Origin of the sequence: Nocardioides sediminis (assembly GCF_003047295.1) — a bacterium.
GTDB lineage: Bacteria > Actinomycetota > Actinomycetes > Propionibacteriales > Nocardioidaceae > Nocardioides > Nocardioides sediminis.
The window spans coordinates 46,808-72,629 of record NZ_PZYZ01000001.1 but is presented as its reverse complement, the minus strand read 5'-3'; the positions used below and the strand labels follow the sequence as shown (position 1 = coordinate 72,629).

Sequence of the window (25,822 nt, the reverse complement as noted above, 5' to 3'; positions counted from 1 at the left end):
TCCACGGATCCTTCCCTCCAAGCTGATCAGGGAGTCGGCCTCCCGCCGCTCCTGCGACCGCGCAGCGGCCGAGACCCTGCGTGGTGTCGGTCCCTCCCCGACTCCGCACAGGACAACGAGTCCGGAAGGACCGGGTTACGCGGGTCACCTGCCCGTGAGGAGCGGCTGGAGGTACAGCCACTTCCACGACTCCTCTCCCAAGGTGCGGGGTGCGACGCTACCGCGCGACTGCAGCCGCGCGGCCTCGGCCTCGCCCCAGACCAGCTCGCCGGTCCGAGGATCGTAGGCCGCCACGGGCGGCGCCGACGGACCGGCCGCCGGCGGCGCGTACGACGCTCCCGCGCGGGGGGCGTGCTGGCCGCCCCGTGCGTTGGACTTCGACGCCGGCTCGGTGCACCGGGCCGCCACGTTCATCGGCAGGTTGCCGCCGTCCTGTGGGGGCCGGGTGTCGGTCCCCTCGTAGCCACCGGTGCACACGTGCGGCTCGGAGGTGAGCACCATGCCGAAGTGGGCGTCGTAGTTGCCGGTCGCCGGGGTCCTGGACACGACGGTGAAGCCGCCCTCGACGACGTAGGGGTAGATGACCAGCAGCTGCTCGACGCCCTCGATGTTCTCGACCACGACCTCACCGGTGGTGACCAGGTTGTTGAGCAGCTCGCCGAGCTCGACCTCGTTGTCCTCGATGAAGGTCCGCAGCTGGGTGGCGGTCGCACTGCCGTTGTCGATCACCGAGCGCAGGTCCTCGTCCGACCCGACCAGCGAGGTGGAGAAGCTGCTCAGGTCGCGAGCGAAGGAGCGCAGCGCGCTCTCGGAGGCGACCTGGCCCTCGAGCACGGTGTTGCCGTCGCGGATCAGCTTGGTGGTGATCTCGAAGTTGGCGTCGGCGGCGTCGATGAACGCAGTTCCCGAGTCGATGATCGTCTGGAGGTCGTCCCCCGCGCCGCCGAAGGCCGCACCGAACTCGGTGGTGACCGTCTGGAGGTCCTCCTCGTCGACGCTGCGGACGGTGTCGGACAGGTTGGTGAGCAGGGTGTCGGTCTGGATCGGGGTCCGGGTGCGGTCCACGTCGATCTCGGAGCCGTCCTTCAGGAACGGACCGCCGTCGACCTGCGGCTGCAGCTCGACGTACTGCTCGCCGACCGCCGAGCGGTTGCCCACCAGCGCCAGGCTGTCGGCCGGGATGCGGCCCTGCTCGTCGTCGATGTCGAGGTGGATGTCGACGCCCTCGTCGGTCAGCACCATCTCCGAGACCTCGCCCACGCGGACGCCCCGGTAGGACACCTCGGCCCCGGCGAAGGCGCCACCGGAGTCGGCGAAGTGCGCGACCACCGTGTAGGTGTCGTCGATGAACACCCGGTCGAGGCGGGCGTAGCGGGCGCCGACGTAGCTGACGCCCAGCAGCGTGATGACGGCGAAGACCAGCAGCTGCATGCGGGTGCGGCGGGTGATCATCGCAGCACCATCCCGGGGACGAGGAGGCTCACCAGGGCGGGGTCGAAGGAGTCCATCAGCTCTCCGTACGTCGGGCCCTGCGGCGTGCGCTGCTGGGTGCCGGCCCGCCCGGCGCCGGGCAGCGTCGGCACCCCGGGCAGGCTCGGCACCGGCACCGGGACGCCGGGGACCGTGGTCGTCTCGGTCGGCAGCGGCACGGGCAGGTTGGGCACCTGGTCGAGCTCGCGGCACACGTCCTTGTCCTTGTTGCGCTCCTTGCGGCACTCCTCCTGCAGCTTGAGCAGCTCGGTGGGGGTGGCGAGCACCTCCTGGCAGGCGGGGCTGGCGATGTCCCCGCTGGCCAGGCACTCGAGCACGTTGTCGAGGACCTGGGTGGGGTCGACCTGCGAGGGCAGGTTGGTGGGCAGCGTCGGCAGGCCCGTGGCGCCCTGGGAGAGGTCGATCTCCAGCGTCACCGACAGGTTGGTGTAGTCACCCATGTGCAGGTTGCGGGCGACCTGCGGGTCCCGGCCCACGACCTCGTCGACGAACGGGTAGGTCAGGAACACGTGGAAGGCCTTGGTGAAGTCGTCGCCCGACGCGGCCAGCTGGCTCAGCACCGGGTTGAGCGCCTCGAGCGAGTCGATGGTCGCCGTCTTGGACGCCCGGATCACCTTCACGCCGACCGCGCTCAGGTCCTCCAGCGACCGCAGCATCGTGACCAGGTCCTCACGCTGCCGGTCGATCGAGTCCAGCGCGCTGGGCAGCTCCTCGAGCGCCGCGTCGATCGTGGGCTGCTCCTCGCGGATGCTCAGGGCGAGGCGGTTGAGCTTCTCGATGGCGTCGACGATGTCGCCCTTGTTGGCGTCGAGCTGGCCCATGAAGTCGCGCACCTGCCGCAGCACCGACCTCGCGGTGCCCTCGCGTCCCTCGAGGGCGTTGTTGAGCTCCCGGGTGATGGTCTGGAGCTGGCCCACGCCGCCACCGTTGAGGAGCAGGCTCAGCGCGCCGAGCACCTCCTCGACCTCGGGGTTGCGGCCGGTGCGCTCGAGCGGGATCTCGTCGCCGCTCTCGAGCCGGTTGCTGCTCGCGCCCTCCTGGGGCGCCTCCAGCGAGACGAACTTCTCGCCGAGCAGGCTGGTCTGCCGGATCTCGGCGACCGCGTTGTCGGGCAGCTCGACGTCGCGGCGCATCTCCAGCTCGACCACCGCGGCGTACCCGTCCAGGGACACCTCGGTGACCTGGCCGACCGACACGTCGTTGACCTTGACCGTGGACCGTGGCACCAGGTCGAGCACGTCGGCGAAGTGGACGGTCACCGTCATCGGGTCGGAGCCGGCGTCCGGCCCGCCGGGCAGGGGCAGCTCGTAGACGTCGAAGTCGCACGCGGAGAGCGACAGCGTGGTCACCACGAGCAGCGCGAGCGAGCGGAGCCGGTTCATCGCGACACCTCCACGAGACCGCCGAGCGTCGGGTCGAAGCGCTGGCCGGGACGGGCCGGGACCGGGCCCTTGGGCAGCTTCCCGGCGCGCGGCAGGACCTGCTGGATGGTGTCGCAGACGTCCTCGGCACCCTTGACCTGGCTGGTGAGCCCGCACAGGTACGTCGCGGGGTCGGCCTCGAGCTGGCCGACGAGCTCCCCGAGGTTGGCGCGGGTGTCGAGCGTGCCGGCCTGCGGGTTGTAGGTCAGCGCCAGGTTGTTGAGCGCCAGCGGCCCGACCCGGAGGATCTCGTCGAGAGCGTCGCGTTGCTTGACCAGCACCTTGGACACCCGGTTGAGCCCGGAGATGTTGCGCCCGAGGACCTCGCGGTTGTCCTTGACGAAGGACGAGACCTCGGTGAGCGCCACCGACAGGTTGCGCAGCGAGGCCGAGAGCTCCTCCTTCTCCTCCTCCAGCAGGTCCGAGACGTCGGCCAGCGACTGGTTGAAGCTGCGCACGGTCTGGTCGTTCTCGGCCAGGGTCTCGATGAACTTGCCGAGCTGCTCGGCGCTGCCGAACAGCTCCTCCTTGTTGTTGTCCAGCGTGGAGGTGAGCCGCGCGAAGTTGCCCAGGGTCGAGCGCAGGTCGTCGCCCTGGCCGTCGAAGTTGTCGGCCGTCACCGCGAGCAGGTCGGAGAGGGCCCCGTTGCGGTTGGCCCCGTTGGGACCCAGCGCGACGTTGAGGGTGTCGAGGCTCTCGTAGATCTGGTCGAGCTCGATCGGCACGGCGGTCTGCTCCACGGGCAGCTCGACGTTGTCGGCCATCACCTCGCCGCCGGTGTAGGCCGGGGTGACCTGGACGAAGCGGTCACCGACGATCGACGGCGCCACGATGGCCGCCTTGGCGTCCGCCGGCAGCTCGACCTCGCTGTCGTAGGTCATCGTGACCACGACGTCGGTCCCGGAGGGCTCCACGGTCTCCACCTGGCCGATCGGCACGCCCAGGACCCGCACCTCGCTGCCCTCGTAGATCGAGATCGTGCGCGGGAAGTGGGCGACGAGGCGCTTGGAGTCGCCGCCGGCGAACATGGTGACCGCCGCGGCCGTCACCAGGGCGATGACGACCAGCGGGACGGCGACCTTCCTCAGTGTGTCCATCGGTCAGCCCACCTGCGGTGCCGGGGGCAGGTTCTGGATGTAGGTGTCGAACCACGGGCCGGTGCCGAGCGTGCTGGCGAACACGCGGTAGAAGGGCGCCATCAGCCGCAGGCTGTTGTCCAGGTTGTCCTCGTTCTTGTTGAGCACGGCGACGACGTTCTCCAGGTGCGTCAGGGCGGGCTTGAGGTCGGCGCGGCTCTGCTCCACCAGCAGCGTCAGCTCGCGCGAGAGCGTCGAGGTGGACTCCAGCAGGTCGTGGATCGCCTCGCGGCGGCCCACCAGCGCGCGGAACAGGACGTCGGCGTCGCGCATCAGAGCGACGATGTCCTCGTCGCGCTCGTCCAGCACCCCGGCCACCTTGTCGAGGTTGACCAGGAGCTCGTTGATCTGCTGGTCCTTGGCCGCGACGTTGGCCGAGAGCCGGGTGACGCCGTCCAGCGCCGAGCGGAACTCCTCGGGGGTGTTGCGGGTCAGGTCGGCCAGGGTGGTCAGGGCGCCGGCGAGCTGGTCGGTGTCGATCTTGTCGGTGGTGCCGGCCAGGCCCTCGAAGGCGTCCACGACGTCGTACGGCGAGGAGGTGCGCTCGAGGGGGATCGTCGAGCCCTCCTCGAGCTGGCCGGTGCCGGCGGGCTCGAGGGAGAGGTACATCGCGCCCAGCAGCGTCTTGACCTTGATGTCTGCCCGGGTGTCGGGCCCGAAGGACTCGCCGCGGTCGACCTTGAAGGTCGCCACGACCTTGCCGTCCTCGAGGGCCACCTCGTCGACCTTGCCGACGCGGACGCCGGCGATGCGGACCTCGTCGCCCTTCTTGAGCCCTCCGGACTCGCTGAAGGCGGCCCGGTAGGTGTCGCCGCCGCCGATGAGCGGGAGGTCGTCGGCGCGCATCGCGGCGGTGAGCAGCAGCGCCAGCACGACGAGGCTGATGAACCCGATCACCACGGGGTTGCGCTCGCGGAAGGGCTTCATGGGAGAGCTCATGTCGGGGGCCCCTCGGCGTTGTGCGCGGAGGGAACGCAGCGGAAGGAGCGCAGGACGTCGTGGGGTGTGTTCATCCGAGATCACACCGATCGGAGCCCGGCTGGTAGGAGACCGGGACGTCGAGGTTGCCGGGCAGCTTGACGCGGCCCTGGAACTCGCAGAGGTAGAAGTTGAACCACGAGCCGTAGATCGCCGTGCGGCCGATCTTCTCCAGCTTGATCGGGAGCACCTGCATGGCGCGGTCCAGCTCGGCCTTGTTCTTGTCGATGTTGCCCGCGACCTCGCGCAGCTCCTCGATGTCCTTGACGAAGGGCTTGCGGATGCCGGACAGCAGGCTCGAGGTCTCCACGGAGAGGTCCGAGATCTCGTCGAGGGAGCCCAGGATCGCCTGCCGGTCGTCCTTGAGCCCGCCGATGAGGGTGCGGAAGGAGCCGATGAGCCGGGACAGCTGCTCGTCGCGGTCGCCGATGTGGACCAGCACCTGGTTGAGGTTGTCGATGAGGTCGCTGATGACCTCGTCGCGGTCGGCGAGGGTCGAGGTCACCGAGGCGGTGTGCTCGAGCAGCCCCTCGAGGGTGCCGCTCTCGCCCTGGAAGACCTGGACGATCTCGTAGGAGAGCTTGTTGATGTCGGTGGGCGACAGCGCCTGGAAGAGCGGCTTGAAGCCGTTGAACAGCACGGTCAGGTCCAGCGCCGGCTTGGTGCGGTCGACCGGGATGGTCGCACCGTCGGGCAGGCGTGCGGTGTCGCCGATCTCCTGCGTCAGCGCGACGTAGCGCTGCCCCACGAGGTTGCGGTAGCGGATGGTCGCGAACGTGCCGCCGGTGACGGCGGTGTCCTCGTCGACGGTGAAGCTGAGCAGGGCGCGGGTGCGGTCGACGATCTCGATGTCCTCGACGACGCCGACCTTGACGCCGGCCACCCGGATGTCGTCCCCCTCGACCACCCCGGTGGCGTTGACGAACTCCGCCTTGTAGCTGCGGGTCTCCCCGAAGGTGAGGTTGCCGATGGTGACCACGAGGACTCCCGTGGCCAGCGTCGTGACCAGGATGAAGACCATCAGCTTGGCGAGGTCGACCGAGGTCTTGGCGTCGAGCCGGGGCATCAGCGGGCCTCCCCCAGCGTCACCGTGGCGCCCCGCGCCATCGGGCCGACGAGGAGCACGCCGAGGTCGGGCACGTCCTGCGCGCCGGTGCCGATGGCGGTGCCGAGCAGGCCCTTGAGCAGGGCCGCCTCGTCGCGTCCGCCGGTGTAGCCGTCGCCCCCTGCCCAGCCGGCGGGGGCACGAGACGTGCCCTTGCCGGTCGGCTCGTCGATGCCGTCCACGAAGTCGGGCTGGTGGGTCACGGGGTTGTCCTGGTTCCAGGGCGGGTTGGGGAGCCGGCCGCAGTAGGGGCCGCGGTTGTCGCCGTACGTCGGGGCGTCCTGCGGGCCGTAGGCGCGCGGCTGGTTGGGCAGGGTCTCCAGCACGATGTGCAGGGTGAACCCGCGGAAGGCCTCGGCCTGGAGCTCGCCGGCGTTGACGATGCCCTCGAGCAGGCAGGGGTACTGCGGGGCGTAGCGCGCGAGCAGGCGCAGCTGGGTGCGCCCCAGGTCACCGAGACGGATCAGGTTGTCGCCATTGGCGTCCAGGAAGCGCTCGGTCGTCGCGGAGAAGCGGCCGATGTCCTTGAACAGGGCGTTGAGCTTGTCCTCGCGGCCCTCCAGCGTCTGGGTGGTGGTGATGGTGTTGCGCAGGATGGTGGCGACCTCGGGCAGCACGTCGGCGTAGATGTCGGACACCTGGGCGGTCAGCCGCAGGTCCTCCACCAGCGCCGGGATCTCGGGGTTGAAGCGCTTGAGGTAGCCGTCGACCGTCTCGAGGTTCTCGCCGAGCTGGTCGCCGCGGCCCTCGAGCGCGGTGGCGATCGCGTTGAGCGTCATGTTGATCTCGGCCGGCTGCACGGCACGCAGCAGCGGGTAGAGGTCGGAGAGCACCTGCTCCACCTCGGTCGAGACCTCGGTGCGCTCGATGGTCGCGTCGACGGCGATGCTCTCGCCGGACGGCTGCGCGGGCACCACCAGGGAGACGTACTTCTCGCCGAACAGCGTCTTGGGCACGATCGAGCCCGTCACGTTGGCCGGGATCTGCCCGCGCTCGTCGGGGTAGAGGCCCAGCGTCAGCCGGGCGCCCTCGGAGTCGGCGTCGATGTCGATGACCTCGCCGACCTGGACGCCGCGGATCTTGACGTCGGCCCGCATCGGGAGCTGCAGCCCGATCTTGGAGGTCTGGAGGGTGACCTCGTCGTAGTCGGTGAACTTCTTGGTGAAGACGCCGTAGGCCGCCCAGACCCCGGTGAGGATCAGGCACAGGAAGACGACGCCGAGCACCTTGTGGTTGCCCGTGATCGCGCGGAGGGGGTTCACGGCCGCCTCACCCCGCCAGTCTCACGGTCGTGGTGGTGCCCCAGATCGCCATCGACAGGAACAGGTCGATCACGTTGACCGCCACGATGCTGGTGCGCACCGCGCGGCCGACGGCCACGCCCACCCCGGCCGGGCCGCCGGAGGCGGTGTAGCCGTGGTAGCAGTGGATGAGGATGACGGTCACGGCGAAGACGAGCACCTTGCCGAAGGACCAGAGCACGTCGCCCGGTGGCAGGAACGCGTTGAAGTAGTGGTCGTAGGTGCCGGTGGACTGGCCGTAGAAGGTGGTCACGACCAGGCGGCTGGCGAAGTACGACGACAGCAGCCCCACGACGTACAACGGGATGATGGCGATGAGGCCGCCGACGACCCGGGTGGCGACCAGGAACGGCATCGACGGGATGGCCATCACCTCGAGCGCGTCGACCTCCTCGGAGATCCGCATGGCGCCGAGCTGCGCGGTGAAGCCGCAGCCCACGGTCGCCGCCAGCGCGATGCCGGCCACCAGGGGGGCGATCTCGCGGGTGTTGAAGTAGGCCGAGACGAACCCGGAGAACGCGGCGGTGCCGAGCTGGTTGAGCGCGGCGTAGCCGGACAGGCCGACCTGCGCACCGGTGAAGAAGGTCATGCCGAGGATCACCCCGACGGTGCCGCCGATGACGGCGAGGGCGCCCGAGCCCAGGGTGACCTCCGCCAGGATCCGGAGGATCTCCCGGGGGTAGCGCGTGACCGAGCGCGGCACGGCCTTGAGCACGCCGATGTGGAAGGCGAGCTGCCCGCCGAGGTCGTCGAGCGACCCGAGCGGCTTGCGGTAGACGTTCCTGAGGTCGGCCATGGTCATCCCGTCTTCGGGGGCACGACCTGGAGGTAGATCATGCTGAGGACGAAGTTGGCCACGAACAGGAGCAGGAAGGTGATGACGACGGACTCGTTGACCGCGTCGCCCACGCCCTTGGGACCGCCGCCGGCGTTCATGCCCTTGTAGGACGCCACGATCGCGGCGATCAGGCCGAAGACCAGGGCCTTGAGCAGGCCGATCCACAGGTCGGGGAGCTGGGCCAGGGCGGTGAAGCTGGCGACGTACGCCCCCGGCGTGCCGTCCTGGAGCACCACGTTGAAGACGTAGCCGCCGGCGACGCCGACCACGCTGACCATCCCGTTGAGGAAGAACGCGACGAGCATGCAGGCCAGCACGCGAGGCACGACGAGCCGGTGGATGGGGTCGATGCCCAGCACCATCATCGCGTCGAGCTCCTCGCGGATCTTGCGGGCGCCGAGGTCGGCGGCGATGGCGGACCCGCCCGCACCGGCGATCAGCAGCGCGGTGCCGATCGGCGCGGCCTGCTGGATGACCGCGAGGACCGAGGCCGACCCGGTGAACGACTGGGCGCCGAACTGCTTGATGAGCCCGCCGACCTGGAGCGCGATGACGGCACCGAACGGGATGGCGACGAGGGCGGTCGGGACGATGGTGACCGAGGCGATGAACCACGCCTGCTGCAGGAACTCGCGCAGCTGGAAGGGGCGCCGGAAGACGGCTCGGCCCACGTCGAGGGCGAAGGCGAAGAGCTTGCCTGCGGTCCCGATCGGGGCGAGCGCCCGGGATGCGGTGAGGGACGACACGGTGCGGTCAGACCCCCGGAGCCAGGCCGGCGTTGGCGCTCTCGAAGGACCCGGGCGGCGGGGTCACCCCGTTCTCGCGGCACCACTCCCCCGGCGGGCGCTGGCTGCGCCGCGGGATGCCGTTGGACGGGTCGAGCTGCATCGGGATGGGCGGCAGCGGCGGCAGCTCCTGGTCCTTCTCGGCGGCGAGCTCGTCGGCGTCCTTCTCCTCCGACATGCCGATGGGGCCGACCTTCTGGGCGTTGAGGAACTGGCGCACGACCGGTTCCTCGGAGCTGAGCAGCATCTCGCGCGGGCCGAACATCGCCAGGTGCCGGTGGTAGAGCAGGCCGATGTTGTCGGGGACCGTGCGCGCGGTGTTGATGTCGTGGGTGACGATGAGGAACGTCGCGTCGATCTGGGCGTTGAGGTCGACGATGAGCTGGTTGAGGAACGCTGTCCGCACCGGGTCGAGGCCGGAGTCGGGCTCGTCGAAGAGCACGATCTCGGGGTCGAGCACCAGCGCCCGGGCCAGGCCGGCGCGCTTGCGCATGCCGCCGGAGATCTCGCCGGGGAGCTTGTCCTCCGACCCGACGAGGCCCACCAGGTCCATCTTCTCCATGACCACGTCGCGGATCTCCGACTCCGTCTTCTTCGTGTGCTCGCGCAGCGGGAAGGCGACGTTGTCGTAGAGGTTCATCGAGCCGAACATCGCGCCGTCCTGGAACAGGACGCCGAAGAGCTTGCGGATCTCGTAGAGGTCCCGCTCCGAGCAGCTCGCGATGTCGGTGCCCTCGATGATGATCGAACCCCTGTCGGGCTTGATGAGGCCGATGAGGGTCTTGAGGAAGACCGACTTGCCGGTGCCGGACGGGCCGAGCATCACGCAGATCTCGCCCGCGGGGATCGTCAGGGTGACGTCGCCCCAGATCAGCTGCTTGCCGAACGACTTGGTGAGGTCGTCGACCCTGATCTCCACACCCATGGCGCAGCCTCCCTCTGGTCGGCGTCGTCGTACGACGGCTCTCCCGGCAACAGCAGTCCGCGCCGTTCCTTCGAGGGACCAACGCGGACGTGGCCGCGAGGTTACGCACGAAATGCCGCCGCGTCACGGGATGTACGCGGAGTGTCACTCTGCGTGACGCGTGAATCCTCTACGGGGAGGTGACCGGCCGGGGGCTCAACCCGTACGGCGCCGCCGGATCTCCGCGTTGATGGCGGGCACGACCTCGTGGAGGTCGCCGATGACGGCGTGGGTGGCCCGGGTGACCATGGGCGCGTCGGCGTCGGTGTTGATGGCCAGGATCGCCTTGGCGCTGCTGCACCCCGCCCAGTGCTGGATGGCGCCGCTGATGCCGCAGGGGATGTAGAGGTCCGGGGAGATCCGGCTGCCCGTCTGCCCCACCTGCTCGTGGTGCGGGCGCCAGCCGAGCGACGTGACCACGCGGGAGACCCCGAGGGGCGCGTCGAGCAGGTCGGCGAGCTCGAGCAGGTCGGCGAAGCCGTCGGCGCTGCCGGCGCCCCGCCCGGCGCCGACGACCACGCGGGCCGAGGTGAGGCCCCCGGACAGGTCGGGCTCGGGCTCGTCGGTGGACACCACCCGCGCCACGAGGTCGGCCTCGGCCACCTCGGGCGAGTGCTCGTGGACCTCCGCCGGCCCAGCAGCGGCGGCCGGGGCGGCCTCGACGGCGTGGCCGGCGACGGTGAACACGGCGGGGCGGCCGGCGAGCTGCATCTCCTCCAGCGCCTGGCCGCCGACCACCTGCCGCGTGACGACGAAGGGCGAGAGGCCGCCGAAGGACAGCACGTTGGCCGCCATCGGCACGCCGGCCCGGGCCGCGACGTGCGCGAGCACCTCACCGCCGCGCGGGGTGCCGGCGGCGGTCACGACGACCGAGCGGGTGGTGGCCAGCACGGTCTCGATGCCGGACGCCCACGCCGCCCCGGCGAAGGCGTCGAAGGCGGGGCCGGTGAGCGCGTGCACGCCGCGGACGCCGTACGACGCCAGCTCCGACCGGAGCGCCGGTGGGACGTCACCGACGACCACCGCGTCGATCGGCACCCCGCCGCCCGCCTCGGAGAGGGAGCGCGCGAAGGTCAGGGTCTCCAGGGACACCTCGACGGCGTCGCCGGCGAGGTCCTTCTCGACGAGGACGAGGATCATCGCGCCAGCACCCCCAGCTGCTCGAGCAGGTCGACGACGGCCGGGGCGGCCTCCGGACCCTTCCCGAGGACCTGGACGTCGCTCGGCGCCGCCGGCGGCAGCGACCAGCGCACCCGGGCCGCACCGGCCGGGGTTCCCGCCAGGCCGCGCTCCTCGACCGGGACCTTCTTGGCCTTCATGCGTCCGGGGACCGTGGGGTAGCGCGGCTCGACCCCGCCCTCCAGCACGGTGACCACCGCCGGCAGCGGGACCCGGTAGGTCTCGTGGCCGTCCGGGCCGTCCCCGCTCGCGGTCAGCACCCCGTCCTCCACGGACACCACGGTGACGCCGTTGACCACGGGCCGTCCCAGCTCGTAGGCGAGCCGGATGCCGACCTGGAAGTCGCCGGTGTCGGCCGCGTCGTGGCCCAGGAGCACCAGGTCGTGCGGCCGGCCGTCGGCCTCGTGGGCGCGGACGACGGCGGCGATCTCCCGGGCCACGTCGGCCGGGCCGAGCTGCTGGCTGTCGGCCACCACGTGGGTCGCGGCGGTGCACCCGACCGCGAGCGCCGCCCGGAGCTGCTCCACGGCGTCGCCGTCGCCGAGGGTGAGGACGCTGGCCGCTCCGCCCGTGGCCGCGGCCACCTGCACGGCGATCTCGACGGCGCACTGCTCGTGCTGACTCATCGTGAACCCGGCGAACCGGCCGTCGACACCCTGGCCGTCCTCGGTCAGCACGAGCTCGCTGGTGGAGTCCGGGACCCGCTTGACGCAGACGAGGACGTCGAGTGCGTTCATCGGGGTCCCCGCGGCGTTGTCGGGCGGAGGAGCGAAGCGGGGGAGGCCGGGAACGGCGTGGGGTGATTCATCAGCGGATCCGCTCGTTGTCGGGGTCGAGGAGCGGGGTCGCGTCGACGGAGCCGACCGTCACCGGGTAGAGCTCCTCCATGTAGGAGACCGCGAGCTGGTTGCCCAGGACGGCCTCCTCGGGCGGCAGGTAGGCCAGCAGCACGTGCTTGCCCAGCGAGGGCGCCGACCCGGCCGAGGTGACGTAGGGGTGGTGGCCGTGGCCGTCGGTGAGCGTGCGCCCGTCGGCGGTCAGGATCGGCTCCCCGCCGAGCATGTAGCGCTTCATCCCACTGGCCGAGGTGTGGTCGTCGACGGTCAGCGTGCACAGCACCGCGGCGGGGGCCGCCTCGCGCTGGGCGAGGTAGGCCTCCTTGCCGACGAAGTCCGCCACCTTGACCTTGGGGCGCTGCATGCCCGCCTCGACGATGGTGCGCTCGCTGTCGAGCTCGGCGCCGTACGCCCGGTAGCCCTTCTCGATCCGCCCGGTCGTGCCGTAGACGCCGATGCCGGCCGGCACGGCGCCGTGCGGGGCGCCCGCCTCGAGCAGCGCCTCCCAGAGGTCGGCCGCGGACTCCATCGGCACGTAGAGCTCCCAGCCGAGCTCGCCGACGTAGGAGATGCGGGAGGCCAGCACCGTCGTCCCCCGGACGTCCACCTCCCGGCAGGTCAGGAACCCGAACCCGGCGTCGGAGACGTCGTCGGACGTCAGCGAGGCGAGGATGTCCCGGGCGCGGGGGCCCCAGATGCCGATGGTGGACACGTCGTCGGTGAGGTCGGTGAGCGTCGTGGCCTCGTCGTCCGGCAGGTGCCCCGCGAACCAGGCGCGGTCGGCCATCCCGTGCGCGCCGCCGGTCACGACGCGGAAGTGGTCCTCGCCCAGCCGCATCACGGTGAGGTCGGAGCGGAAGCCGCCCTTGGCGTCGAGCACCGGCGTGTAGACCACCTTGCCGACCGCCACGTCGCACTGGGCGACGCAGGTGCGCTGGACGGTGTCGAGCGCACCCGGTCCGGTGATGTCGAAGATGCAGAACGCCGACAGGTCGATCACCGCGGCCGCCTCGCGCATGCGCAGGTGCTCCGCGTTGATGATGGGGCTCCACCACCGGGAGTCCCACTCGTGCTCACGCGGCATCACCGCGTCGCCGTACTGCTCGAGCAGACCGGCGTTGGACTCGTACCAGAACGGACGCTCCCAGCCGGCGGTCTCGAAGAAGACCGCGCCGAGCTTCTGCTGGGAGGCGTGCATGGGCGAGAGGCGCTGGTCGCGGTCGGACTCGTACTGCTCGCCGGGGTGGATGATGCCGTAGGTCTTGATGAACGACTCGGTGGTCCGCAGCCGGGTGTGCTCGCGGCGCTTCTGGTGCTGGTGGAAGCGGGCGATGTCGCTGTGGTGGAGGTCGATCTCGGAGTGGCCCTCGGTCATCCACTCCGCAACGGCGCGACCGACGCCGGGCCCCTCCTTGATCCACACCGCCGCCGCGGTCCACAGCCCGGCGACCTCGCTCTCCCCCAGGATCGGGTTGCCGTCGCACGTCAGGGACAGCAGGCCGTTGATGGCGTAGCGCATCTCGGCGCCCTCGGCCCCGAGCAGCTCGGGCATCAGCTCGTAGGCCTGCTCGAGCTGGGGGTCGAAGTCGTCGGAGGTGAACGGCAGCTCGGTCGGCGACAGCTTGGCCTGGTCGATCGAGGGGATGTCCTCGGGCTCGTGCAGGATCGCACGGTGGGCGTAGGAGCCGACCTCCATGTCGGCACCGTGCTGGCGCTCGTAGCAGAAGGTGTCCATGTCCCGGACGATCGGGAAGGAGATCTCGCCCTCCTTCTCGGCCAGCTGCGGGCAGGGACCGACGCTGATCATCTGGTGCACGGCCGGGGTGAGCGGGATGCTGATGCCGGCCATGTCGCCGAGCTTGGGGCTCCACACGCCGGCCGCGATGACGACGGTCCCGGTCTCGATGTCGCCACCGGTGGTCCGGACCCGGGTGATCCGGCGGCGCCCGTGGGGGCCTTCCTCGGTGTCGAGCCCGACGACCTCCACGGTCGGGACGACGGTGAGCTCACCGGTCGCCAGCGCACGCTCGCGCATGATCGTGCCGGCGCGCAGCGAGTCGACGACCCCGACGCCGGGGGTCCAGAAGGCGCCGATGAACTGGTCGGTCTCGATGAAGGGGACCTTGTCCTTGACGAACTCCGGGCTGACCAGCTCGGCCTCGATCCCCCATGCACGGGCGCTCGACATGCGCCGGCGCAGCTCCTCCATCCGCTCCGGCGTCCGAGCGATCTCGAAGCCGCCCGACTGCGTGAACACGCCCATCTCCTGGTACTGCCGCACCGAGTCGAGCGTCAGGTCGGTGATCTCTCGGGAGTGGTCCACGGTGAAGATGAAGTTGGACGCGTGGCCGGTCGAGCCGCCGGGGTTGGGCAGCGGGCCCTTGTCGATCTGCACGACGTTGCGCCACCCCAGCCGGGTCAGGTGGTGGACGAGGCTGTTGCCCACGATCCCCGCGCCGATGACGACGACGTCTGCGGTTGCTGGAACCTCTGCCATGGCGGTTCTCCTGTTGCTTAATGCGCAACGTGTTGCGCTATGTGCGTCGAGAAAAATGTACGCCGCCGCCCCCGGCGAGTGTCAAGGGACTCGGGCCGGGGACGACGGCGTCACGGGCGTACGACGTCAGGTGCGGGCGTCGGGCGGGACCTCCTCGCCCTCCTCCGCCGGGACCGGGTCGGCACCGAGGGTGGCCAGGGCGACCGAGTGCTGGTGCTCGAGGTCGTACTTCTGCGCGTGCAGCACGGCCCGGCGGACCCGCGAGGGCAGCGTCGACTCGTAGGGCTCCTCGCGCAGGGACTTCATCAACGAGACGCACATCGCCACGATGACCAGCATGAACGGTCCGGCCACGATGATCACCAGGGTCTGGAGCGCCCCGAGGCCGCCGGAGAAGAGCAGGACCGCGGCCACCGCCCCCTGGGCGACGCCCCAGAAGATGATCAGCCAGCGCATCGGCTCCTCCTTGCCGTGCTGGCTGAGCATCCCCATCACGATCGAGGCCGAGTCGGCACCGGTGATGAAGAAGATCGCCACCAGGAACACCGCCAGGACCACCGTGATGCTGGCGAGCGGGTACTCGCGCAGCGTGCTGAACAGGGCGCTCTCGGTGCCCTGCTCGGCCAGCACGGCGCCGAGGTCCTTGGCTCCGGAGAGCTGCAGGTCGAAGGCCGAGCCCGCCAGGATCGAGAACCACACGAACGACACGACGCTCGGCACCAGGATCACGTAGATGACGAACTGGCGGATCGTGCGGCCCTTGGAGATGCGGGCGATGAACATGCCGACGAAGGGCGTCCAGGAGATCCACCAGGCCCAGTAGAAGATCGTCCAGGCGCTCAGGAACTCGTCGCCGCCGAAGGCCCCGGTGCGGAAGGCCATGGTCGGGAGGTGGGTGAGGTAGCCGCCGATCGACTCGGTGAAGGTGCTCAGGATGAACACCGTCGGCCCGACCACGAAGAGGAAGAAGACCAGCAGCAGCGCCGCGACGGCGTTGGCGTTGGAGAGGTACTGGATCCCGCGCTCGACGCCGGTCACCGCGGAGAGCACGAAGCAGACGGTCAGCACCCCGATGACCGCCACGGTCACCCACCTCGACGAGCCGGTGCCGAAGACGTCGTCGAGCCCTCCGGTGATCTGCAGCGCCCCGAGGCCCAGCGAGGTGGCGGAGCCGAAGAGGGTCGCGAAGATGGCGATGATGTCGATGGCCTTGCCCGGCCCCTGGGTGGCGCGCTCGCCGAGCAGGGGGCCGAAGGCGGCCGAGACCAGGTTGCCGGCGCCCTTGCGGTAGGCGAAGTAGCCGATGGCGAGACCGATCACGGCGTACATCGCCCACGGGTGGAATCCCCAGTGGAAGAACGCGTACTCCATGGCGACCCGGGCGCTGTCGGGGGTGGACGGGTCGCCGCGTCCCGGCGGGATGCTGGCCGGGTCGGTGGCGGTGAGGTAGGTCAGCGGCTCGGCGACGCCCCAGAACATCAGGCCGATGCCCATGCCGGTCGCGAACATCATCGAGACCCAGGAGAAGGTCCGGAACTCCGGTTCGGAGTCGTCGGGCCCGAGCCGGATGTTGCCGTAGCGGGAGACGGCGAGGAAGGCCGAGAAGAGCAGGAAGCCCGCACTCACCAGGATGAACAACCACCCGAAGGTGCTGGTCAGCCAGCCGAGCACCTCCCCGGTGCCGGTGCCCATCCCCTCGGAGTCCAGGGTCCCCCACAACAGGAAAGCCACGACCAGGGCGGCGGCGACCCCGAAGGTCACCTTGTCCAGGGGGACGTGCCCCCGGCGTGGCACGTGCTCCTCGCCGCCGTGACCCGGCGGTGCCTCACGGGTGACCTGCGCCATGTCCTACTCCTTCGCGGGGGGGAGCGGTTGCGCCCTCCGCAACGAAGAGCGAAGGGCGCAACCACTGTGCTCTGTGGCGCAGGTCACGTCAAGCACCCGGCGGCTCCGCCGGGAGCGGACGACGAGTCCTGGCAGCTACTGCAGCCAGCCGTCGACCACGTCCTGGTTGTCCGAGATCCACTTGGCCGCGGCGTCCTCGGGCGACATCTTGTCGCTGGTGATGTACGCCGCGACCTGGTTCTGGTCGTCGTTGGTCCACTCGAAGTTCTGCACCAGGCCCACCGCGGTCGAGTCGGACTCGGCCCACTCGGTGGAGACGAACTTCTTCAGCGGCGTCTCCGGGTAGTCGCAGGCGACCTTGGCCGGGTCGTCCTGGCAGCCGTCCTCGTAGGGCGGCAGCTCGACCTGCTCCATCGGCACCTCGGCGTGGATGTACTGCGGCTCCCAGAAGTAGCCGATCAGCCAGTCCTTGGTCTCCTGCGCCTGCTCGAAGGCCGTGATCGTCGCGGCCTCACCTCCGGAGAACACGACCTTGAAGTCGAGTCCGAGGTTGTCGATGATCGCCTCGTCGAACTGGACGTAGGACGGGTCCGACCCCAGGAACTGGCCCTTCCCGCCGGACTCGGACGTCTCGAACTCCGAGGCGTACTCGTTCAGGTTGTTGTAGTCGAGGATGTCCGGGTGCTCCTCGGCCAGCCAGCCGGGGACGTACCACCCGATGATGCCCACGTTGCCGTTCTCGCCGAAGTCGGTGGCGCTGCCGTCACCACCTTTCTCGGCGACGAACTTCTTCTCCAGGTCGGGGTGGCCCCAGTCCTCGATGACCACGTCGACCTCGCCGGTCCCGAAGCCCTGCCAGGAGACGTCCTCCTTGAGGTCCTTGTAGTTGACCGTGCACCCGAGCTGCTCGCGGGCGACCTCGCCCACCACGTAGGCGCTGGCCTCGTACCCCACCCACGGGTTGACGGCCATGTTGAGGTCGCCGCACTCCCCGCCCGCGGCGCCGGCCTGCTCCTCGTTGGCCTGGGTCTCCTCGTCGATCGACCCGCCTCCGCAGGCGGTCGCCAGGGCCAGGCACGCGACGGCCGCAACCGCACGGGTCCCCCGCCTCCATCTGTTCCGCGTGTTGCGCATTGCGTCTCCTCGTTCTGCGTCGTGCGTGCGTTGCTTGCCTGTTCCGAGCTGTGGGGCGCCGGGTCAGCCCATGGCCGATCGCCACCAGGGGCGTCGGGTCGGGTCGTGGGTGACGCTCTCCTTGTCCGCGGCGGCTCGCGCGACGCGGTCGATCATGATCCCGATGAGCACGATGGTGATGCCGGCGCAGGCGCCCTTGCCCCACTCCTCGGACCGGGAGAAGCCCAGGACGATGTCGTAGCCCAGAGCACCCGCTCCGACCAGGCCGCCGATGACCGCCATCGAGAGCATGTAGAGCAGGCCCTGGTTGGCGGCGAGCACCAGGGAGCCGCGCGCCATCGGCAGCTGGACCTTGGTGATCTCCTGCCAGGTCGTCGCGCCCGTCGAGCGGGAGGCCTCCACGGTCGTCGACGAGACGCCGCCGACGCCGTCCGCGACCAGCTTGATGGCGACCGGGGCGGCGTAGATGACCCCGGCGAGGATGGCGGTGAAGCGGGAGGGGCCGAAGAGCGCCAGGATCGGGATCAGGTAGACGAACGGCGGGATCGTCTGGCCCGCGTCGAGGACCGGTCGCAGCAGCAGGTCGACGTACCGGCTCCGGGCCATCAGCACGCCGAAGATCAGTGCCAGCACCATCACCAGGACCGTGCCGACCAGGGTCATGTTGAGGGTGATCATCGCGTCGTGCCAGAGGTCGAAGAACCAGATGCCGTAGACGCAGATCACGGCCGGCACCAGCGCCCTCAGGCCGCCGAAGACGAACGCCAGCGCGAGGATGCCGGCGGCCGAGACGTACCACGGCGACTCCGCCAGCAGGTCCTGCATCGGGTTCAGCAGCCCGTAGGTGATGAGGTCCTTGAACCACTCGGTCACCCCGCCGAACACGTCGATGAACCAGTCGACGAACCGGTTGACGCCGTCGGCGATGCTCGACCCGAGGTCGTTCTCGGGGAACTCCGCCAGGTCCGTGTAGGTCCGGGACGCCCACAGCGCCACGACGACGGGGACCGCGGCTGCCGCCAGGACGATCCGCCGCTTGCGGAGGTCGATGCGTCCACGGGCCGCCTTCTCCGATGCCTCGCTGGCGGCCGTTGTCGAGCGGTCGAGCATGACCGCCATCACCACGATCAGCATGCCGGGCACGAACGCGCCCCCGACGTCGTTCTTGGACAGCGCCGAGAGCACCGGTCCGCCGAGGCCCGGCCCGTCGACGTACGCCGCGATCGTGGCCATCGACAGGGCCGCCATGATCGTCTGGTTGACGCCCACCACGATGGTCTTGCGGGCCATCGGCAGCTGCACCTTGCGCAGCCGTTGCCAGCTGGTCTGGCCGGCTGAGTCGGTCGCCTCGATGGTCATCCCCGACACCGAGCGGATGCCGTGACCGGCGATCCGGATCAGCGGGGGCAGCGCGTAGATCAGCGTGCAGACCACGGCCGCGCTGGCGCCGATGCCGAAGAACAGCACGATCGGGAGCAGGTAGACGAAGGTCGGCATCGTCTGGAAGATGTCGAGGACCGTGTTGATGACAGAGGCGCCGGCCCGGTTGGTGGTGCCGAGCAGGACCGCCAGCGGCATCCCGACCAGGATGGCGACGCTGACCGCCACGAAGGTGACGATCAACAGGTCGATGGAGTCCGACCAGTAGCCGAAGAGGCCGAAGGAGAAGAAGGACAGGGCCACGAGGACCGCGATCCGCCACCCGGCCACGGCCAGGCCGACCCACGTCGCGACGGCGGTGACGCCGATCCAACCGATCTGGGGCACCGGCCGCGGGAAGTCGGGGATCGAGATCATCCGCTGCAGCCACTCCACGGCCGAGGTGAACCAGGAACCGAGCTGGTAGGTGAACTGGATGATCGGGTTGGTGTCGCGGCTCGCGAGGACCGCGTCACGGAACTCGGTGAACTCGTTGTGCAGGTCGGTGTGCTCCCGTGCGCCGAGGGCGAGTGTGTCCTGACCCTTGGTGAACGACCACACGACGATCCAGACCCCGACCACGACCAGGGCCCAGGCCCAGCGGGGCAGGGTCCGCGGCTCGGGCGGTGCGGGTGGCGGCTCGACGGCCGCGGGCTGCGGCGGCGTCGCCACGGCGGTCGTCATGGCTTCACCTCCTCCTCCGCCACCACCACCCGGAGGATGTCCTCATCGTCCACGACCCCGACGAGCTTGTCGCCCTCCATCACCCGGCACGGTCCCTGGTGGTCCAGCACGATGCGGGCCGCGTCCTTGACGATCTGGTCGGCCTGGAGGACCGGGCCCTCGAGGGCGTCGCCGTTGGGCTCGTGCATGACCCACTTGAGGGTGAGCACGTGCGACCGCGGCACCTCGGAGGTGAAGTCGCGGACGTAGTCGTCGGCCGGTGCGCCGATGATCTCGTCGGGCGTCCCCACCTGCACGATCGCCCCGTCGCGCATGATCAGGATCCGGTCGCCCAGCTTGAGCGCCTCGGCCAGGTCGTGGGTGATGAACACCATCGTCTTGCCGAGCTCGTGGTGGAGCCGGATCACCTCGTTCTGCATGTCCCGGCGGATCAGCGGGTCCAGGGCCGAGAACGGCTCGTCGAAGAGCAGCAGGGACGGGTCACCGGCTAGGGCGCGGGCGAGGCCGACGCGCTGCTGCATGCCGCCGGAGAGCTGGTCGGGGTAGGAGTGCTCGTAGCCGGTCAGGCCGACCAGCTCGACCACCTCGGCGGCCTTGGCCCGACGCTCCTTCTTGGGCACCCCGCGGATCTCGAGGCCGTAGGCCACGTTGTCGATCACCTGGCGGTGCGGCAGCAGGCCGAAGTGCTGGAACACCATCGAGGCATGGTTGCGCCGCAGCTCGCGCAGCTGGGACTGGCTGGCCCTCGTGACGTCGTCGCCCTCGATGACGATCTCCCCCGCCGTCGGCTCGATCAGCCGCGTGAGGCACCGGACCAGGGTGGACTTCCCGGAGCCGGAGAGGCCCATCACGACGAACACCTCGCCGGGCGCGACCTCGAAGGACACGTCCTTGACGCCGACCACGCAGCCGGTCTTCTCCTTCAGCTCGGCACGGGACAGCTCGGCGTCGGGCGTGCCGATGATGGAGTCCGCACCCTTGCCGAAGATCTTCCACAGGTGGCGCACGGACAGGGCGGCGTCGGCGGTGGACGCACTGGTGGTGGCGTGCCGGTCGGTCACGGTGCTCATGACGACTCCTCGCCGTCCTCGGAGGCAGATACGACAGAACTCCTGCTGTTGCGTATGTCGCAACCGGATGCTCCGAGCGCAACCGGTCCGCTTCCCCGAATATCCGCCGCCGACCCCCCGCCGTCAAGAGCGGCTGGACCAGCGTGACCTAGCGGTGACCCCAGCCGAGGCGGTGGGACACCTCGCGGGCCGCGTCGGTGACCAGCCGGACGACGTCGTCGACCCGGTCCGGGGTGATTCGGAAGGACGGGCCGCTCACGCTCATCGACGCCACGACGTCGCCGTGGGCGTTGCGTATCGGGGCCGCGACCGCGGTCAGGCCCACCTCGAGCTCGTCGACCGCGAGGGCGAACCCCTGCTCCCGGACCCGCGCCAGCTCCTCACGCAGCAGGGCCCGTCGCGTGATCGTGTGCGGGGTGTACGTCGCCAGAGTGCCGAGCACGGCGTCCAGGGCCGCGTCGTCGAGCCCGCTCAGCAGGACCTTGCCGTTGCTCGTGGCGTGGAGCGGGATGTGCTGACCGACCCAGTTGTGCGACTGGAGCGCCGAGGACCCCGCGACCTGGTCGAGGTAGAGGGCCGAGCTCTCGGAGAGCACGGCCACGTTGACGGTCTCACCCGTGTCCGAGGCCAGCTGGCGGCAGATCGGGCGCGCCTCCTGCACCAGGTCCAGGCGGGCGGTGGTGGCACCGGCCAGGCGCAGCACCCCGACCCCGAGCCGGTAGCGGCCGCGGTCCACCGTCTGCTCGACGAGGCGGTGCGCCTCCAGGGTGGCGACCAGCCGGAACGCGGTGCTCTTGTGGACGCCCAGCTCGGCGGCGATCTCCGTCACCCCGGCCTCGCCGACGCGTGCGAGCACCTCGAGGATGCCCAGTGCCCGGTCGACGGACTGGACGCCCTGCCCGGTGAGGGCGGTGGTCGTCTCCGCCACCTCGCTGTCGAGCTCGACCGCCTTGCCCATGGCCGGAGACTAGCGCACCTTCTGTTGCGTATCGCAGACTGCGTTCCGTGGAGCGCAACGACCTGCCGCCGGAGAACTACGTGCTCGTCCTGTCCTGCCCGGACCGGCCGGGGATCGTCCACGCCGTGTCGGGGTTCCTGGTCGAGCGCGGCGGGAACATCGTGGAGAGCCAGCAGTTCGGCGACCGGCTCACGGACCGATTCTTCATGCGGATCGACTTCCTCGTCGAGGGGGCCGCGACCGCCGAGTCGCTGCGGGCGGACTTCGCCGCCGTCGCCGCGCGGTTCGGCATGACGTTCGAGCTCTGGCCGGCGCGGGCGCCGTACCGCACCCTGATCATGGTCTCCAAGCAGCTGCACTGCCTCAACGACCTGCTCTTCCGCGCGAGCACCGGCGCGCTGCAGGTCGAGGTACCGGCGGTGGTCTCCAACCACCGCGACGCCGAGGCGCTGGTCCGCTCCTACGGGCTGGAGTTCCACCACGTCCCGGTCACGCCGGACACCAAGGCCGACGCCGAGAAGCAGCTGATGGAGCTGGTCGACGGCACCGGCGCCCACCTGGTCGTCCTCGCCCGCTACATGCAGGTGCTCTCCGACGACCTCTGCCGGAGGCTGTCGGGGCGGGCGATCAACATCCACCACTCGTTCCTGCCGAGCTTCAAGGGCGCGCGGCCCTACCACCAGGCCTTCGACCGCGGCGTGAAGCTGGTCGGGGCGACCGCGCACTACGTCACCGCCGACCTCGACGAGGGGCCGATCATCGAGCAGGACGTCATCCGGGTCGACCACACCTACGACCAGCAGCAGCTGGTCGCGGCGGGTCGCGACGTCGAGGCCCAGGTCCTGTCCCGGGCGGTGCGGTGGCACGCGCAGTCCCGGGTCCTGCTCAACGGGGACCGCACCGTCGTCTTCCGGTGACCCGACCGGACCACGTCGACACGAGAGCACCACCGAGGGAGGACCAGGCACATGCTGTCGGACATCGAGATCGCCAACGCAGCCACCCTGCAGCCGATCCGGGACGTGGCGGCCGCCACGCTCGGGATCGACGAGGACCACCTGGTGCCCTACGGGCACCACAAGGCGAAGGTGGACCTGACCTACCTCGCGTCGCTGGCCGAGCGGCCGCTGGGACGGCTCGTGCTGGTCACCGCCCTCTCCCCCACCCCGCCCGGCGAGGGCAAGACGACCACCACCGTGGGGCTCACCGACGCCCTGCACGGCCTCGGTCACCGGACGGTCGCCTGCTTGCGCGAGCCGTCGATGGGCCCGGTCTTCGGCATGAAGGGCGGCGCAGCGGGCGGCGGCTACAGCCAGGTCGTGCCGATGACCGACATCAACCTGCACTTCACCGGCGACTTCGCCGCGATCGCGGCCGCCAACAACCTGCTCGCGGCCCTCATCGACAACCACGTCCACCACGGCAACGAGCTCGACATCGACGTGCGCAGCGTGACCTGGAAGCGGGTGCTCGACACCAACGACCGCGCGCTCCGCGAGGTGGTCGTGGGGCTGGGCGGGCACGCCAACGGCTTCCCCCGCGAGGACGGCTTCGACATCGTCGTCGCGTCCGAGCTGATGGCGATCTTCTGCCTCACCGAGTCCTGGGCCGACCTCAAGCGCCGGATCGGCGACATCGTCATCGGCTACACGCGGGCCATGGCGCCCGTGACGGCCCGGCAGCTCGGCGCCGACGGGGCCATGGCCGTGCTGCTGCGCGACGCGCTGGCCCCCAACCTGGTGCAGACCCTGGAGGGCGCCCCGGCCTTCGTGCACGGCGGGCCGTTCGCCAACATCGCGCACGGGTGCAGCTCGGTGATGGCCACCCGGGCCGGGCTCCGGCTGGCCGACATCGTGGTCACCGAGGCCGGCTTCGGCGCCGACCTGGGTGCGGAGAAGTTCGTCGACATCAAGTGCCGCAAGTCGGGGCTGCGTCCCGACGTCGCCGTCGTCGTGGCCACCGTCCGCGCGCTGAAGTACCACGGTGGCGTGCCGCTCGCCGACCTCGGCACCGAGGACCTCGGTGCGGTCGAGGCCGGGATGGTCAACCTGCGGCGCCACCTCGACAACGTGCGCCACGCCTACGGCATCCCGTGCGTCGTGGCCGTCAACCGCTTCCCGACCGACACCGACCGCGAGGTCGCCCGGGTCGTCGAGCTCGTCGCCGCCGAGGGCGTGGCGGCCTACCCGGCGACCCACTTCGCGGACGGAGGGGCCGGCGCCGAGGCCCTGGCCAAGGGCGTGCTGGCCGCGATCGACGAACCGTCGTCGCTGGAGTTCTCCTTCACCTACGAGGACGACCTGCCGCTGGTCGCCAAGGTCGAGGCGATCGCGACCAGGCTCTACGGCGCCGGCCAGGTCACGTGGGAGGCCAGGGCACGCCGACGGCTCCAGCGCATCGAGCGGGACGGGTACGGCGCGCTGCCGGTGTGCGTCGCCAAGACGCAGTACTCCTTCTCCACCGACCCCACCTCGCTCGGCGCACCCTCGGGCCACGAGCTGCACGTCCGCGAGGTCCGGCTCTCGGCCGGCGCGGGCTTCGTCGTGGTCGTGTGCGGCGACATGATGACGATGCCCGGCCTGCCGCGCGACCCGTCGGCGGCCCGGATCGACCTGATGGACGACGGGACCGTCCTCGGGCTGTCGTAGGGCGGGTCAGTCGCCGAGCTCGCGCCGGCGACGGACGACGTACTCCTCGAGCTCCTCGCGGACCGCGTCGTCCAGCGCCGGCTGCTCGTACTCCTCGAGGGTCTTGCGGTAGGTCTCGGTCGCCCGGGCGTTGGTGTCCTTGGCTCCGTTGCGCATCCACCGCTCGTAGTTGTCCGAGGAGGACAGCAGCGGGCGGTAGAAGCAGGTGCGGAAGCGCTCCATCGTGTGCATGGCCCCCAGGAAGTGGCCGCCGTGGCCGACCTCCTCGTGCGCACCGAACGCCATCGACGCCTCGTCGATCTCCATCGGCGTGAACTCGTGGCGCAGCATCTGGAGCAGCTCGATGTCGACGATGAACTTCTCGTAGCCCGCGACCAGGCCGCCCTCCAGCCAGCCGGCGGAGTGCATCACCCAGTTGGCGCCGGCCAGGAAGGTCGGCATCAGGGTCATCAGTGCCTCGTAGCCCGCCTGGGCGTCGGCGACCTGCGAGGACGTCAGCCCTCCGCCGGTGCGGAAGGGAAGCCCGAAGTGCCGCGCGATCTGACCGGTGCAGAGCAGGCCGATTCCGGACTCGGGGGTGCCGAACGTCGGCGAGCCGGACTGCATGTCGATGTTGGAGAGGAACGACCCGAAGATCACCGGCGTGCCCGGCCGGATGAGCTGGGACAGCGCGATCCCCGAAAGCGCCTCCACGATCTGCTGGACCAGCGCCGCCGGGATCGTCACCGGCGACATGGCGCCCATCAGGATGAACGGGGTGAGCACGACCGGCTGGCCGGCGCCGGAGTACTCGAACTGCGCCTCGAGCATCCGGTCGTCCCAGCGCAGGGGCGAGTTGCAGTTGATGAGCGAGATCGTGGCGGGCGTCTGCTCGATCGCCTCCCGGGAGCCGAAGAGGATCGAGGTCATCGCGAGCGTGTCGGCTGCGTTGACGCCCGAGACCACGTTGCCCATGTAGACCTTGTCGGTCAGCGTCTGCAGGGCGTAGGTCATGTCGAGGTGGCGGCTGTCGAGCGGGGTGTCGTTGGGCTCGCAGATCACGCCGCCTGCCGAGTCGAGCGCGTCGAAGGACTGGGCGAGCCGGGTGAAGCTGCGGAAGTCCTCCATCGTCGCGTCACGGCGTACGTCGCCCTGCCGCACGAACGGGGGCCCGTAGACCGCGCCGAAGGCCATCGAGTCCCCACCGATGTGCACGTTGTGGGCGGGGTTGCGGGCCTGCACGTCGAACTCGCTCGGCGCCTTGGCGACCTGCTCGAGCACGAAGTCCGGGTCGAGGAAGACCGTGCGGTCCTCCACCCGCTGCCCGGCGGCCCGGAACAGGTCGAGCGCCCGGTCGTCCATGAACTCCACGCCGATCTCGGTCATCAGCCTGCGCCACCCCTTGTCGAGGGTGGCCATCGCGTCCTGGGACAGGACCTCGTAGCGCGGCATCGAGTTGCGGAACACGGCTCCTCCTGGGTCTCCGGCCGGTGGGGACGTCGCGGTGTGGGCCCTTGACCCGGGCGAGCGACGACTCCTAACCTCATGATGTGG

General features: G+C 70.3%; 20 protein-coding genes. 2 read left to right on the top strand and 18 right to left on the bottom strand.

Annotated elements, in window-relative coordinates; all coding sequences use genetic code 11:
• Positions 1-144: 144 nt before the first annotated feature.
• The 17 genes from DAI17_RS00350 to DAI17_RS00270 all read right to left on the bottom strand — a co-directional run bounded on the left by DAI17_RS00350 (position 145) and on the right by DAI17_RS00270 (position 21,641).
• Positions 145-1,452, bottom strand: coding sequence for an MCE family protein (locus DAI17_RS00350; protein WP_107770929.1), 1,308 nt, complete (start codon positions 1,450-1,452; stop codon positions 145-147).
• Positions 1,449-2,873, bottom strand: a complete 1,425-nt coding sequence (locus tag DAI17_RS00345; protein WP_107770928.1) for an MCE family protein — start codon at positions 2,871-2,873, stop codon at positions 1,449-1,451. Before DAI17_RS00345 ends, DAI17_RS00350 begins: the two co-directional genes overlap by 4 nt.
• Positions 2,870-4,009, bottom strand: coding sequence for an MCE family protein (locus DAI17_RS00340; protein WP_107770927.1), 1,140 nt, complete (start codon positions 4,007-4,009; stop codon positions 2,870-2,872). The genes DAI17_RS00345 and DAI17_RS00340 overlap by 4 nt, the downstream gene beginning before the upstream one ends.
• 3 nt (positions 4,010-4,012) lie before the next feature.
• Positions 4,013-4,987: an MCE family protein gene (locus DAI17_RS00335; RefSeq protein WP_325049838.1), complete on the bottom strand. Its 975-nt coding sequence runs from the start codon at positions 4,985-4,987 to the stop codon at positions 4,013-4,015.
• A 70-nt stretch (positions 4,988-5,057) separates the two neighbouring features.
• Positions 5,058-6,092, bottom strand: a complete 1,035-nt coding sequence (locus DAI17_RS00330) for an MCE family protein (RefSeq protein WP_107770925.1) — start codon at positions 6,090-6,092, stop codon at positions 5,058-5,060.
• Positions 6,092-7,393, bottom strand: coding sequence for an MCE family protein (locus DAI17_RS00325; protein WP_107770924.1), 1,302 nt, complete (start codon positions 7,391-7,393; stop codon positions 6,092-6,094). The genes DAI17_RS00330 and DAI17_RS00325 overlap by 1 nt, the downstream gene beginning before the upstream one ends.
• Positions 7,394-7,400: 7 nt before the next feature.
• The gene (locus DAI17_RS00320; RefSeq protein ID WP_107770923.1) at positions 7,401-8,228 is read right to left on the bottom strand and encodes an MlaE family ABC transporter permease; all 828 of its coding nucleotides are present in this window, start codon (positions 8,226-8,228) and stop codon (positions 7,401-7,403) included.
• Between the two features lie 2 nt (positions 8,229-8,230).
• Positions 8,231-9,016, bottom strand: a complete 786-nt coding sequence (locus DAI17_RS00315) for an MlaE family ABC transporter permease (RefSeq protein ID WP_107770922.1) — start codon at positions 9,014-9,016, stop codon at positions 8,231-8,233.
• A 7-nt stretch (positions 9,017-9,023) separates the two neighbouring features.
• Positions 9,024-9,980: an ABC transporter ATP-binding protein gene (locus tag DAI17_RS00310; RefSeq protein ID WP_107770921.1), complete on the bottom strand. Its 957-nt coding sequence runs from the start codon at positions 9,978-9,980 to the stop codon at positions 9,024-9,026.
• Between the two features lie 195 nt (positions 9,981-10,175).
• Positions 10,176-11,159, bottom strand: a complete 984-nt coding sequence (locus DAI17_RS00305; protein WP_107770920.1) for an electron transfer flavoprotein subunit alpha/FixB family protein — start codon at positions 11,157-11,159, stop codon at positions 10,176-10,178.
• Positions 11,156-11,935 (bottom strand): electron transfer flavoprotein subunit beta/FixA family protein, encoded by a 780-nt coding sequence (locus tag DAI17_RS00300; protein WP_107770919.1) that lies wholly within the window; start codon positions 11,933-11,935, stop codon positions 11,156-11,158. Before DAI17_RS00300 ends, DAI17_RS00305 begins: the two co-directional genes overlap by 4 nt.
• Before the next feature lie 70 nt (positions 11,936-12,005).
• Positions 12,006-14,531 (bottom strand): GcvT family protein, encoded by a 2,526-nt coding sequence (locus DAI17_RS00295; RefSeq protein WP_107770918.1) that lies wholly within the window; start codon positions 14,529-14,531, stop codon positions 12,006-12,008.
• Between the two features lie 126 nt (positions 14,532-14,657).
• Entirely contained in the window at positions 14,658-16,376 is a 1,719-nt protein-coding gene (locus tag DAI17_RS00290) for a BCCT family transporter (protein ID WP_107770917.1), read from the bottom strand.
• A 135-nt stretch (positions 16,377-16,511) separates the two neighbouring features.
• Complete coding sequence (locus DAI17_RS00285) at positions 16,512-17,510, bottom strand: ABC transporter substrate-binding protein (protein ID WP_107770916.1); 999 nt, start codon at positions 17,508-17,510, stop codon at positions 16,512-16,514.
• Between the two features lie 63 nt (positions 17,511-17,573).
• Positions 17,574-19,613: an ABC transporter permease gene (locus DAI17_RS00280; protein WP_107770915.1), complete on the bottom strand. Its 2,040-nt coding sequence runs from the start codon at positions 19,611-19,613 to the stop codon at positions 17,574-17,576.
• Positions 19,610-20,683: a quaternary amine ABC transporter ATP-binding protein gene (locus DAI17_RS00275; RefSeq protein ID WP_107770914.1), complete on the bottom strand. Its 1,074-nt coding sequence runs from the start codon at positions 20,681-20,683 to the stop codon at positions 19,610-19,612. The genes DAI17_RS00280 and DAI17_RS00275 overlap by 4 nt, the downstream gene beginning before the upstream one ends.
• 148 nt (positions 20,684-20,831) lie before the next feature.
• Positions 20,832-21,641 (bottom strand): IclR family transcriptional regulator, encoded by an 810-nt coding sequence (locus DAI17_RS00270; RefSeq protein WP_107770913.1) that lies wholly within the window; start codon positions 21,639-21,641, stop codon positions 20,832-20,834.
• Between the two features lie 47 nt (positions 21,642-21,688).
• Between DAI17_RS00270 and purU the strand changes: the two genes are divergently transcribed.
• Positions 21,689-22,558, top strand: coding sequence for a formyltetrahydrofolate deformylase (gene purU, locus DAI17_RS00265; RefSeq protein WP_107770912.1), 870 nt, complete (start codon positions 21,689-21,691; stop codon positions 22,556-22,558).
• 51 nt (positions 22,559-22,609) lie between these two features.
• Entirely contained in the window at positions 22,610-24,289 is a 1,680-nt protein-coding gene (locus DAI17_RS00260; RefSeq protein WP_107770911.1) for a formate--tetrahydrofolate ligase, read from the top strand.
• 6 nt (positions 24,290-24,295) lie between these two features.
• On the opposite strand, the gene DAI17_RS00255 is transcribed toward DAI17_RS00260, so the two are convergent.
• On the bottom strand, positions 24,296-25,735 hold the full coding sequence (locus tag DAI17_RS00255) for a trimethylamine methyltransferase family protein (protein WP_234412052.1): 1,440 nt from the start codon (positions 25,733-25,735) through the stop codon (positions 24,296-24,298).
• Positions 25,736-25,822: the final 87 nt, after the last annotated feature.

What these genes read in the sequence shown, in the direction of transcription:
- DAI17_RS00350 (WP_107770929.1), bottom strand. Translation starts at nt 1,452, where the DNA reads ATGATCACCCGCCGCACCCGCATGCAGCTGCTGGTCTTCGCCGTCATC.
- DAI17_RS00345 (WP_107770928.1), bottom strand. Translation starts at nt 2,873, where the DNA reads ATGAACCGGCTCCGCTCGCTCGCGCTGCTCGTGGTGACCACGCTGTCG.
- DAI17_RS00340 (WP_107770927.1), bottom strand. Translation starts at nt 4,009, where the DNA reads ATGGACACACTGAGGAAGGTCGCCGTCCCGCTGGTCGTCATCGCCCTG.
- DAI17_RS00335 (WP_325049838.1), bottom strand. Translation starts at nt 4,987, where the DNA reads ATGAGCTCTCCCATGAAGCCCTTCCGCGAGCGCAACCCCGTGGTGATC.
- DAI17_RS00330 (WP_107770925.1), bottom strand. Translation starts at nt 6,092, where the DNA reads ATGCCCCGGCTCGACGCCAAGACCTCGGTCGACCTCGCCAAGCTGATG.
- DAI17_RS00320 (WP_107770923.1), bottom strand. Translation starts at nt 8,228, where the DNA reads ATGGCCGACCTCAGGAACGTCTACCGCAAGCCGCTCGGGTCGCTCGAC.
- DAI17_RS00310 (WP_107770921.1), bottom strand. Translation starts at nt 9,980, where the DNA reads ATGGGTGTGGAGATCAGGGTCGACGACCTCACCAAGTCGTTCGGCAAG.
- DAI17_RS00305 (WP_107770920.1), bottom strand. Translation starts at nt 11,159, where the DNA reads ATGATCCTCGTCCTCGTCGAGAAGGACCTCGCCGGCGACGCCGTCGAG.
- DAI17_RS00300 (WP_107770919.1), bottom strand. Translation starts at nt 11,935, where the DNA reads ATGAACGCACTCGACGTCCTCGTCTGCGTCAAGCGGGTCCCGGACTCC.
- DAI17_RS00295 (WP_107770918.1), bottom strand. Translation starts at nt 14,531, where the DNA reads ATGGCAGAGGTTCCAGCAACCGCAGACGTCGTCGTCATCGGCGCGGGG.
- DAI17_RS00290 (WP_107770917.1), bottom strand. Translation starts at nt 16,376, where the DNA reads ATGGCGCAGGTCACCCGTGAGGCACCGCCGGGTCACGGCGGCGAGGAG.
- DAI17_RS00285 (WP_107770916.1), bottom strand. Translation starts at nt 17,510, where the DNA reads ATGCGCAACACGCGGAACAGATGGAGGCGGGGGACCCGTGCGGTTGCG.
- DAI17_RS00280 (WP_107770915.1), bottom strand. Translation starts at nt 19,613, where the DNA reads ATGACGACCGCCGTGGCGACGCCGCCGCAGCCCGCGGCCGTCGAGCCG.
- DAI17_RS00275 (WP_107770914.1), bottom strand. Translation starts at nt 20,683, where the DNA reads ATGAGCACCGTGACCGACCGGCACGCCACCACCAGTGCGTCCACCGCC.
- DAI17_RS00270 (WP_107770913.1), bottom strand. Translation starts at nt 21,641, where the DNA reads ATGGGCAAGGCGGTCGAGCTCGACAGCGAGGTGGCGGAGACGACCACC.
- DAI17_RS00260 (WP_107770911.1), top strand. Translation starts at nt 22,610, where the DNA reads ATGCTGTCGGACATCGAGATCGCCAACGCAGCCACCCTGCAGCCGATC.